The organism is Affinundibacterium flavidum (assembly GCF_014284175.1).
GTDB lineage: Bacteria > Pseudomonadota > Gammaproteobacteria > Burkholderiales > Burkholderiaceae_D > Undibacterium > Undibacterium flavidum.
In genome coordinates this window covers 345,130-355,114 of the sequence record NZ_JACOGA010000003.1, presented here as the reverse complement: position 1 = coordinate 355,114, position 9,985 = coordinate 345,130, and the positions used below count along the sequence as shown (strand labels likewise).

Sequence of the window (9,985 nt, the reverse complement as noted above, 5' to 3'; positions counted from 1 at the left end):
TAAAGCACTGATTCGTTTAATTAACGACCATACTCGGAACGATCCGGACTTAAAAGATAAGCAGAAATTATTGGATAGCATACCTGGTTTAGGAGAACGCACCATCGCAATTTTGCTTTCCTACTATTCTGATACAGAGCGATTTACTTCAGTGAAGAAAGCAATTGCATTTGCAGGACTCGACCCACGTCATCATGAATCTGGCAGTAGTGTGCGGAGCAAGACGCGTATGTCAAAAGTGGGACATACTTTTATTCGCAAAGCGCTCTACATGCCTGCCATGGTGGCTTTGTATAAAACAACATGGGGCAAGGCTTTTCGTCAGCGTCTTACCGCTTCTGGAAAACCTCCCATGGTCATTATTGGGGCAATGATGAGAAAACTCATTCATGTCGCATTTGGCGTACTAAAATCCGGCAAGCCTTTCGATGCAAGCTTGCATTCTGCTTGACTCGGATAACAGTATCTACAGACCGCAAATCAACAAAAAATAAAAACAATAGCCACTCAATCAACGACAATTCCCACTTCAGCAATCACCGATAACATTTGAGAGGAAGCAATGCGCATTAATCACCTAATCACCACCATCTTGCTAGCAAGCAGTCTAACGATTGCGATTGGATCGACAGCGACGGCGCAAGTCACAGTCAAGCCGCTAGTCATAGGTGAGTCCGTGGAACTCGTTTCTAAAACCATGCAAGAGACTAGACGGATCAACGTGTATTTACCAGATGGCTATCGACAAGATCAATCAAAAGCGTATCCCGTCATCTATATGCCCGACGGTGGCGTAGCAGAAGATTTTTTGCATATTGCTGGTTTGATGCAGGTGTCGATAGCGAACGGAACAATGCGGCCGTTTATTTTGGTGGGAATTGAAAATACCGTACGGCGCCGTGATTTAACTGGGCCTAGCAATAGCGAGTTAGATAAAAAAGCGATTCCCAATCTGGGTGGTGCTGAGTCTTATCGTCGATTCTTGACTAAGGAATTAATACCCGAAATTGAGCAGCGTTATCGCACAACACAAGAGCGTGCTTTGGTGGGCGAATCATTGGCGGGGCTCTTCACATTAGAGACTTTGTTTCAAACGCCCGATATGTTCCAGACATATATCGCGATCGATCCTAGCTTGTGGTGGAATGACGAACACTTGACGGTGCAGTTTGCTAAGAAATTGCAGGTGCAGCCACAACTGTCCAAGAATTTGTATTTCGCTAGTAGTGGGCAACGTGGAATGGAATCGGTGATTCAGAATTTCGCACAGATGTTGCAAACGCAGAAGCCAGTGGGTTTGAACTGGACTTATGAACACTTCGCAAAAGAAACGCATGCGACGATTTATCATCCCGCCGCGTTGATTGCGTTTCGACAATTATTTGCACCTGAACCAAAGAACAAATAAAGACTAGTTTGAACGCAACCAAGCCATAGGAATATCCATCTCCAAATCACCATCTGCGCGGCGTACGCGTTGTTTAAAATGCCCTTCAATTTCAAAACCTAGGCTGTGATAAAAGGCGATGGCTTTGTGATTAGATTCGCGTACAAATAATTCGATCCGGCAGATGTCGGGGCGATGTTGTTTGACTTCGTCGAGTAGTGCAGTAAAAACCGCACGCCCAACGCCGATGGCTTGATAGTTAGGATGCACGGCAATCGTCAGATCCGACAATATGTGTGCAAACAATCTGGGGAAGGGTGGGTACGCATGGATTTCTCCAACAATTTGCGCATCCACTTTTGCAACAAAGCAGACACCACGTGCCATCGCGGTGTCTAAATTGTGGCGGATATAGTCGTCAGTAATTTCATCTTCAGTACGGGCGATACCGCCACCTTGCCGCGCGACATGTTGATAGAGCGCTTTGATGCCAGCGAAATCTTCTTTGCAGACAGGGGTGACAAGATAAGTGTTGGTTTCGCTCATACTGTCCTCCATTTATTTATTAATCGCCTTTGTACGCTCTTTAAGCCAGTTCAATGCATCACCTTGTACGCGTGGCGAGAGTCTGTGCAAGACATCCTGATGATAAGCATTGAGCCAGTCAATTTCATCTTTGTGCATCAGATCGAGTGCGATGCAACGCGTATCAATTGGGCACAACGTTAAGCTTTCAAACTTCAGATACTCGCCAAATTCAGTTGTTTGTGCAGGTACGCACAGCATGAGATTTTCTATGCGCACGCCCCATTTTCCAGGGCGATAAATGCCGGGTTCATTCGATGTGATCATGCCGATTTCCATCACCATGTCGCTGTTGGGAATCGCACCAGAAATCGACTGCGGGCCTTCATGGACATTGAGGAAATAGCCAACGCCATGACCCGTGCCATGACCGTAATTGATGCCTTCTGCCCACATCGGTGCACGTGCGACGGTGTCGAGCACGGTAGAGTAAGTCCCATACGGAAATTGCATGCGAGACAGCGCTATCATGCCTTTTAATACCAGCGTGAAATCACGTTTTTGTTCGGTGGAAACCGTGCCTACAGGTACGACGCGCGTAATATCGGTAGTACCGTTCAGATACTGGCCACCGGAATCAATCAGCAACAAGCCATTGCCTTCAATCACCGAGTGTGAATTTGCTGTGGCGCGATAATGTGGCATCGCACCATTGCCGTTAAAGCCGGCAATCGTGCCAAAACTTGGTGAAATAAAATGTGCTTGACGCTCGCGTGCTGCACAGATTTGTTCATCGATGGTGATTTCTGTGATGCGCTGCAAACCTTGTGTTTCTGCTTGTGTTTGTGCATGTTCAAACCATGCAAAAAATTCACATAAGGCCGCGCCATCTTGCTCCATTGCTTCACGCACGAATTGCGCCTCGGCAGGATGTTTGCGTGATTTGTTGTAGACCGAGGGATTCAGTGCCTCGATGACTTTAACTTCCTTGGCAATCGCTTGCTGGAAGCCGTAGGTAATGCGGCGCGGATCAATCAACAGTGTCGCGTTAGCATTCAGATTTTGTAAAGCACTGGCTGCGTTCTCATACGGCTGACAAGTGACCCCATCCTTGCTTAAATTGGCGGCGATTTGTGGCGATACTTTATTTAGTGGCACAAACAGTGTCGCGCTATCCAAACCTATCAAAGCATGCGAAACAAAGACGGGGTTGTAGTTAACGTCAGCACCGCGCAAATTGAAAATCCAGGCGATGTCATCGACCGTCGAAACAAAATGCCAGTTGGCGCCTTTGGCTTGCATTTGCGCGCGTACAGCAGTGAGTTTGTTTGCGCGGCTGACCACCGCAAAAGGCGCTAGATGTTCGTAGACAGGGGCATCTGGCAAGGCCGGTCTGTCACTCCACACTTCATCTAAGATATCGAGCTGCGTATTGAGAATAATTTGCTTAGGCTCTAAAGCGGCCTGTAATGCGCGGGCAGTGGCTAATCCCAATACATTGCCATCGACCGCGAGCGTTTGTCCAGACTGTAAATTCTGTGCCAGCCAATCGATGTGTGCGGTGGCCGCTGCAGATTGAATCTTCATCATATTGATGCCAGATCCGGCTAACTCTATTTCTGCTTGTGACCAGTAGCGACCATCTACCCACAAACCAGCGAAGTCCGTCGTTACGATCAAAGTCGCGACTGAGCCTGTGAAGCCAGAAAACACTTCGCGGCCCTGCCAGCGTGTTGGTAGATATTCGGATAAATGCGGATCGGCAGACGGAATCAAGCAGGCATGTACGCCATGTTTTGTCATCGCAGAACGTAAGTCTGCTAATCGTTGTGGGATAGAAATGCTCATGGTGGTTCCAGTTGAAAAGGACCATTCCTGAGCCACGTCAGGAACGTATGATCAATGATTAACGGAGAAAACGACGCATCACATGCGGCATGGGTTCGTTCGGATTGGCATGCGCGTATTCGAGTTCGGGCGCAAGTTCAAATTCATAGGCGGTGTATAGATCCACCAAACGAGGCTGATCCGTGCGCACACCTAAACGCAATTCTTCTACACCCGAAGTTTGTGCCTGATGTATCACGGCTTCGAGTAAATGCTGTGATAGGGCTTCACCACGGAAAGCGGGAAGTATGCCCATACGGCGCATTTCCCAAGTGCTGGTTTCGCCATCGACGGGAAGCCAACGTACCGAGCCTGCAGGCTCTTCATCGACTAGCAAAATAAAGCCGCCACCTTGGGTCAGGTCATCGGCGACTTTTTCACTGCTTTCATGATGACCGGACGAGGTCGCTGCAACTTTACCCGCCCAGCAAGTTCTGGTCAGATGCGCCAAGAGCGGCGCATCTTCTGTATTGGCTTCGCGTATGACGATGTCCATAGCGTAATTGATAAATTAACGAACTCGCATACCCGGCTCTGCACCAGGCCATGCTTCTAAGATATATAAACCCGGATTGGTTTTTTCATCCGCAGCAGACGCCGCTAAGACCATGCCTTCGGACATACCAAATTTCATCTTACGTGGTGCCAGATTCGCCACCATGACAGTGAATTTGCCGATTAATTGTTCTGGTTGATACGCGGATTTAATACCGGAGAAGACATTACGTGTCTTGCCTTCACCGACATCTAAAGTTAAACGCAAGAGCTTGTCGGAACCTTCGACGTGTTCACAATTAAGGATTTTGGCGATACGCAAATCAATCTTAGCGAAGTCATCAATCTTAATCTCAGGAGCGAGCTCTTCAATCATACCATTAACGACTCCCTCCCCTTCAAGGGGAGGGTTGGGGAGGGGATGGGTTTCAGCCGACGCTGCAGCAACCACAGCAGCAGGAACCGGCGCATCAAACAACTGGTCAAAAATCTTAATATCAACACGCTGCATCAGATGCACATAAGGATTAATTTTATGTTGATCCGGTAAGGGCGTATTCACGCTCGCCCAATTCAATGGGGCAATATTCAATTGCGCTTCAACTTGACTAGCAAGTTGCGGCAAGACCGGTTTTAAGAACACAGTCAGAATACGGAAAGCTTCCAATAAACGGCTGCAAACCTCTTGCAACTTCGCGTCATTCTCGGCTTGCTTTGCCAGTTCCCAAGGTTTATTTGCATCCACATAAGCATTGATGATATCGGCTTGTTCCATCACAGCGCGCAGGGCTTTACCAAATTCACGGGCTTCATACAAAGCTTGAATATCGCCAGAAACATGGCGCAAATTTTGAATGAAGGCATCGTCGCTGGTCGCCCAAACCGTATTCACAGCGCCATCAAAACGCTTGGTAATAAAACCTGCCGCACGACTCGCGATATTGATGTATTTACCGATCAAATCAGAATTAACACGTGCAACGAAGTCATCCGGATTCATATCCAGATCTTCGACTTTGGCATTCAGTTTCGCTGCAAAGTAGTAGCGCAGCCATTCAGGATTCATGCCGATATCGAGATAGCGCAATGGAGAAATACCGGTTCCACGTGACTTCGACATTTTTTCACCAGAGACTGTCACGAAGCCATGTGCATACACATTGTCCGGCGTTTTGTAACCAGAGAATTTCAACATCGCAGGCCAGAACAAGGTGTGGAAGTAAGTAATATCCTTGCCGATAAAATGAATTTGTTCCGTCGTCGGATCTGCCATAAACGCATCAAAATCACGACCGGTTTTATTGAAATAATTTTTCAGGGAAGCCAGATAACCTACGGGGGCATCGAGCCAGACGTAAAAGTATTTGCCCGGTTGATCAGGAATTTCGATGCCGAAATAGGGCGCGTCTCGACTGATATCCCAATCACCGAGGCCGCCTTCACCTTCTAACCATTCTTTGCATTTATTCGCCACTTCGGATTGCAGGCGATTGTTTTGCAAAGCCCAACCACGTAAAAATTCCACGCATTTCTCGTCAGATAATTTGAAGAAGAAATGCTCGGATGATTTCATCACTGGTGTTGCGCCAGTCAATACGGAATAGGGGTTTTTCAAATCAGTCGGTGCATAAACGGCAGAACAGACTTCGCAAGAATCGCCATACTGATCTTTCGCGCCGCATTTCGGGCATTCACCTTTGATGTAGCGATCTGGTAAGAACATGTTTTTGACCGGGTCATAAAACTGTTCTATCGTTTTGCTGGTAATAAAACCCGCAGCCTTCAGCTTGCGATAAATATCTTGTGACAGCGCATGATTTTCCGCACCATCGGTTGAATGCCAGTTGTCGAATTCAATATGAAAACCATCCAGGTATTGTTTACGTCCCGCAGCAATTTGCCCCACAAATTCTTGTGGAGTGATGCCCGCTTTTTCAGCCGCAATCATGATCGGTGCACCATGCGCATCGTCAGCACAAACGAAGTTAACTTCGTGTCCCGACATTCGCTGATGACGAACCCAGATATCAGCCTGGATGTATTCCATGATGTGGCCGAGGTGGAAAGGGGCGTTAGCGTAGGGAAGGGCGGTGGTGACGAACAGCTTGCGGCTCATAATGAATGATTGCTTTACTTGAGGAATAAAGCAGTTATTTTAACAGCGAAGTCATAGATTAGTACGATTTCTCAGCGGCGGCCGTGGTTTCTGATCAGTGGGTTTTCTCTGGAAATCGTCGGATTTGTGGATGTAAAAAGGCTTGTCAATCTTAAAATTACTCAATTTTTTAAGGTCGGAGGTAGTCAAATCAGTTTGTTTCTTGAATTGAGCCGCAATTAGACTAGCAAAGTTTGGGAGTAGCCGTTTTGCATGTGCTCGTCGCGTCAATTGACCAAGTTACACGTTTATCTGCACCATAAACGCCGACATAAATGACATTTTCAGTCCCGGATAGACCTTGATAAGCTCTAGCTGTGGCTGTGATTCTTCCACCGGCGGTTATGACTGTGCCCAGATAACCTGTTGTGCTAGTAACATCTGACGGAACGCCATTGAGGCCGCCTGAGCAATTGGTAAGGCCATCTTGCTCCTGTGCACAGATTTCAACCGCGATTTTTGTAGCACTAGTTGCTACGACAATTTCTGCAAATTTGGACCTCTTTGCATAGGCTTGATAGGCGGGCATAGCAACTGCCGCTAATATGCCAATAATTGCAACAGTGATCATCATTTCAATCAAAGAGAAACCTTGGCCTATCCTGTTGGATCTCATTAAAATCTCCCCTTAAAATATGAATTCGAAGTTACGGCTTGTTGAAACATCATTTATGTCAAATTGCGCTTTTCCGTCAAATTTTACCAGTTTCTGAATTTAGTCTAGCGAATATTCGTTGGTTTGACTGTTTGCCAATGAACATAGGCAGTTTGCTTACAGGGTTATCTCAGAGATTTAAGATAAATTACGTTAGACTTGCGGAAATTCAACGGAGAATCGCATGTCTGCAATAAATCAAGATCCAGCAATTGAACAAATTAAAACTATCTTATCTTCGGTGATCGATCCGAATACCGGTAAAGATTTCATCTCGACCAAATCCATTAAAAATATTCAAATACAAGCGGGAATTGTTAGCTTGGATGTGGAATTGGCTTACCCGGCTAAGAGTCAGTTTGAACTCGTAGCGGGTTTAATTAAGAAAGCGCTTTCTGGTTTGACTGGTGTTCAGCAAGTGCAAGTCAATGTCTGCAGCAAGATTGTGGCGCATGCTGTGCAGCGCGGAATTAAATTGATGCCGAATGTGAAAAATATCATTGCGGTGGCGTCAGGTAAAGGTGGTGTAGGTAAATCGACCACGGCAGTGAATCTAGCTTTGGCCTTATCGGCAGAGGGCGCGTCTGTAGGTTTATTAGATGCGGATATTTATGGTCCATCCCAGCCTATGATGATGGGGATAGAGGGGCGTCCTGAATCGGCTGACGGTAAGACGATGGAGCCACTGGAGAACTACGGCGTACAAGTATCGTCCATCGGCTTTATGATAGATCCTGATTCCCCTATGGTGTGGCGCGGTCCTATGGTGACGCAAGCTTTACAACAGTTATTAGAGTTGACCAATTGGCGTGATCTGGATTATTTGATTGTAGATATGCCACCGGGTACAGGTGATATTCAATTAACTTTGTCGCAAAAAGTGCCAGTGACTGGTGCGGTGATTGTGACTACGCCGCAAGATATTGCTTTGCTCGATGCGCGTAAGGGTTTGAAGATGTTTGAGAAGGTCGGCATTCCCATTCTTGGCATCGTGGAGAATATGAGTACTCATGTTTGTTCAAATTGCGGTCACACCGAAGCGATTTTTGGTGCTGGTGGCGGTGAGAAAATGTGCGCTGAATACGGTGTGGAGTTTTTGGGTGGTTTGCCATTGACCATGGCGATTCGTGAGCAAGCTGATTCAGGTAAGCCTACTGTAGTGGCTGATCCTGATGGACAGATCGCCACGATTTATAAAGATATTGCGCGCAAAGTAGCGATTAAAGTCGCCGATAAAGCGAAAGACATGAGTAGTAAATTTCCGACCATTACGGTACAAAATACCTGATGACATATTCTCCACAATTCGTGCCACAATTCTCGCCCCAAGACCATGTGTATATGCATCAAGCACTGGAGTTAGCCTCCCGTGCCACGATGGCGACTTCGCCTAATCCTAAGGTTGGTTGTGTGCTGGTCAAAGACGGCGTGATTCTGGGGCAGGGATGGACTCAGCCTGTGGGGCAAGCGCATGCCGAGGTGATGGCTTTGCGTAATGCTGCTGCACAGGGCAAGGCTGTGCGAGGTGCAACTGCCTATGTCAGCTTGGAGCCTTGCAGTCATTTTGGCCGAACGCCTCCATGTGCGAATGCTTTAATTGATGCTGGTTTGGCACGCGTGGTCGCAGCGCTTGGAGACGCAAATCCGCAAGTCGCAGGACGTGGGTTTGCGATGTTACGTGATGCGGGAATCGTCGTTGAGTATGGTTTGCTAGCGGAACAAGCGCGTGAAATAAATATCGGATTCTTTAAGCGTATGGAAACCGGCTGGCCTTGGGTGCGCGTGAAAATGGCGGCTAGTCTGGATGGATTTACCGCGCTGCCGAACGGACAAAGCCAATGGATTACGGATGCCGCCGCAAGGGAAGATGGGCATCGTTGGCGCGCGCGGGCGGATGCGATTTTGACAGGTATTGGTACCGTATTGGTGGATGATCCGCAACTGACGGTGCGTTTACCTGATGATGATGCAGTGCAGGGCAATGCGGTGCAGGCTCACCAGCCACGTAAGCTTATTGTTGATTCGCAGTTGCGCACGCCTATTGATGCAAAACTTTTTCAGAGCGGTCGCACCACGATTTTTCATGCGCTCAATAACTCGGAGCGAGAAAAAGCTTTGCAGAATATAGGTGCTGAATTGCAGTGTTTTGCGAATGAATTGCCTGCAGCGAACTCTCAAGTAAATTTGTCTGAAGTAATGAATTATTTAGGACGAGAGCAAGTCAACGAATTGCATGTAGAGGCTGGTTCAAAATTGAGTGGCGCTCTGCTTCAGGCTGGATGTGTTGATGAATTGCTGTTGTATTTCGCGCCGAAATTATTGGGACGGGGTGCATCCATGTTCGCTTTGCCCGAGTTGCAGAAAATTGCTGAAGCGCAGTCTTTGAAAATCCATGACTTGCGTCAAGTCGGTGAAGCAATCCGGGTGTTGGCTCGATTCAAATAAGTTGCACTTAATAATTTAGCCGACAATCTTAAAATAAGCCTGCTTAATATAAGTCGACTTCATAAGTCGATTTCAAATCAGCTAATATCAAAATTAGCCAACTCGACATCCAAACAAAAAAAGCCTCGCCGATTTCTCAACGAGGCTTAAACTTGGTCGGAGTACAAGGATTCGAACCTTGGACCCCCTGGTCCCAAACCAGGTGCGCTACCGGGCTGCGCTACACTCCGAAAACTGCTAGCAAATGAAAAATCATCTGCGATATCATTTACTGTAATTGGTGAAACTAAAAAGGATCGTCGATTTCTCAACGATCCTTCAAATTTGGTCGGAGTACAAGGATTCGAACCTTGGACCCCCTGGTCCCAAACCAGGTGCGCTACCGGGCTGCGCTACACTCCGAGAAGCGAGATAATACTTCGGGCTGCGATTCTTG

The 9,985-nt window shown here is 47.2% G+C and carries 9 protein-coding genes and 2 tRNA genes; 4 read left to right on the top strand and 7 right to left on the bottom strand.

The window, feature by feature from the left end; genetic code table 11:
* Both H8K55_RS05030 and H8K55_RS05025 read left to right on the top strand, forming a co-directional pair.
* Positions 1-451: transposase (locus H8K55_RS05030; protein WP_186940970.1), on the top strand; the 451-nt coding region annotated here is incomplete at its 5' end.
* Between the two features lie 111 nt (positions 452-562).
* Entirely contained in the window at positions 563-1,408 is an 846-nt protein-coding gene (locus H8K55_RS05025; protein ID WP_186940969.1) for an alpha/beta hydrolase, read from the top strand.
* A 3-nt stretch (positions 1,409-1,411) separates the two neighbouring features.
* Here H8K55_RS05025 and H8K55_RS05020 read toward each other — a convergent pair whose 3' ends face one another.
* The 5 genes from H8K55_RS05020 to H8K55_RS05000 form a co-directional block, all read right to left on the bottom strand.
* Positions 1,412-1,933, bottom strand: a complete 522-nt coding sequence (locus H8K55_RS05020) for a GNAT family N-acetyltransferase (protein ID WP_186940968.1) — start codon at positions 1,931-1,933, stop codon at positions 1,412-1,414.
* Positions 1,934-1,945: 12 nt separating this feature from the next.
* Positions 1,946-3,760, bottom strand: a complete 1,815-nt coding sequence (locus H8K55_RS05015) for an aminopeptidase P family protein (protein ID WP_186940967.1) — start codon at positions 3,758-3,760, stop codon at positions 1,946-1,948.
* A gap of 58 nt (positions 3,761-3,818) precedes the next feature.
* A complete protein-coding gene (locus tag H8K55_RS05010) occupies positions 3,819-4,295 on the bottom strand; it encodes a GNAT family N-acetyltransferase (RefSeq protein ID WP_186940966.1) in 477 nt (158 codons plus the stop codon).
* A gap of 15 nt (positions 4,296-4,310) precedes the next feature.
* On the bottom strand, positions 4,311-6,410 hold the full coding sequence (metG, locus tag H8K55_RS05005; RefSeq protein WP_186940965.1) for a methionine--tRNA ligase: 2,100 nt from the start codon (positions 6,408-6,410) through the stop codon (positions 4,311-4,313).
* A 223-nt stretch (positions 6,411-6,633) separates the two neighbouring features.
* Positions 6,634-7,065: a pilin gene (locus H8K55_RS05000; protein WP_186940964.1), complete on the bottom strand. Its 432-nt coding sequence runs from the start codon at positions 7,063-7,065 to the stop codon at positions 6,634-6,636.
* 223 nt (positions 7,066-7,288) lie between these two features.
* Here H8K55_RS05000 and apbC point away from each other — a divergent pair, with 223 nt between their 5' ends.
* Together apbC and ribD are read left to right on the top strand one after the other, a co-directional pair.
* A complete protein-coding gene (gene apbC / locus H8K55_RS04995; RefSeq protein ID WP_186940963.1) occupies positions 7,289-8,392 on the top strand; it encodes an iron-sulfur cluster carrier protein ApbC in 1,104 nt (367 codons plus the stop codon).
* Entirely contained in the window at positions 8,392-9,549 is a 1,158-nt protein-coding gene (gene ribD / locus H8K55_RS04990; RefSeq protein ID WP_230408485.1) for a bifunctional diaminohydroxyphosphoribosylaminopyrimidine deaminase/5-amino-6-(5-phosphoribosylamino)uracil reductase RibD, read from the top strand. The genes apbC and ribD overlap by 1 nt, the downstream gene beginning before the upstream one ends.
* A 153-nt stretch (positions 9,550-9,702) precedes the next feature.
* Here ribD and H8K55_RS04985 read toward each other — a convergent pair.
* Positions 9,703-9,779, bottom strand: a tRNA-Pro gene (locus tag H8K55_RS04985).
* Positions 9,780-9,874: 95 nt separating this feature from the next.
* A tRNA-Pro gene (locus H8K55_RS04980) sits at positions 9,875-9,951 on the bottom strand.
* Positions 9,952-9,985 lie beyond the last annotated feature (34 nt).

Excerpts from the sequence above, each read along its gene's own strand:
- H8K55_RS05025 (WP_186940969.1), top strand. The coding sequence starts at position 563 with ATGCGCATTAATCACCTAATCACCACCATCTTGCTAGCAAGCAGTCTA.
- ribD (WP_230408485.1), top strand. The coding sequence starts at position 8,392 with ATGACATATTCTCCACAATTCGTGCCACAATTCTCGCCCCAAGACCAT.
- H8K55_RS05015 (WP_186940967.1), bottom strand. The coding sequence starts at position 3,760 with ATGAGCATTTCTATCCCACAACGATTAGCAGACTTACGTTCTGCGATG.
- metG (WP_186940965.1), bottom strand. The coding sequence starts at position 6,410 with ATGAGCCGCAAGCTGTTCGTCACCACCGCCCTTCCCTACGCTAACGCC.
- H8K55_RS05010 (WP_186940966.1), bottom strand. The coding sequence starts at position 4,295 with ATGGACATCGTCATACGCGAAGCCAATACAGAAGATGCGCCGCTCTTG.
- apbC (WP_186940963.1), top strand. The coding sequence starts at position 7,289 with ATGTCTGCAATAAATCAAGATCCAGCAATTGAACAAATTAAAACTATC.
- H8K55_RS05000 (WP_186940964.1), bottom strand. The coding sequence starts at position 7,065 with ATGAGATCCAACAGGATAGGCCAAGGTTTCTCTTTGATTGAAATGATG.
- H8K55_RS05020 (WP_186940968.1), bottom strand. The coding sequence starts at position 1,933 with ATGAGCGAAACCAACACTTATCTTGTCACCCCTGTCTGCAAAGAAGAT.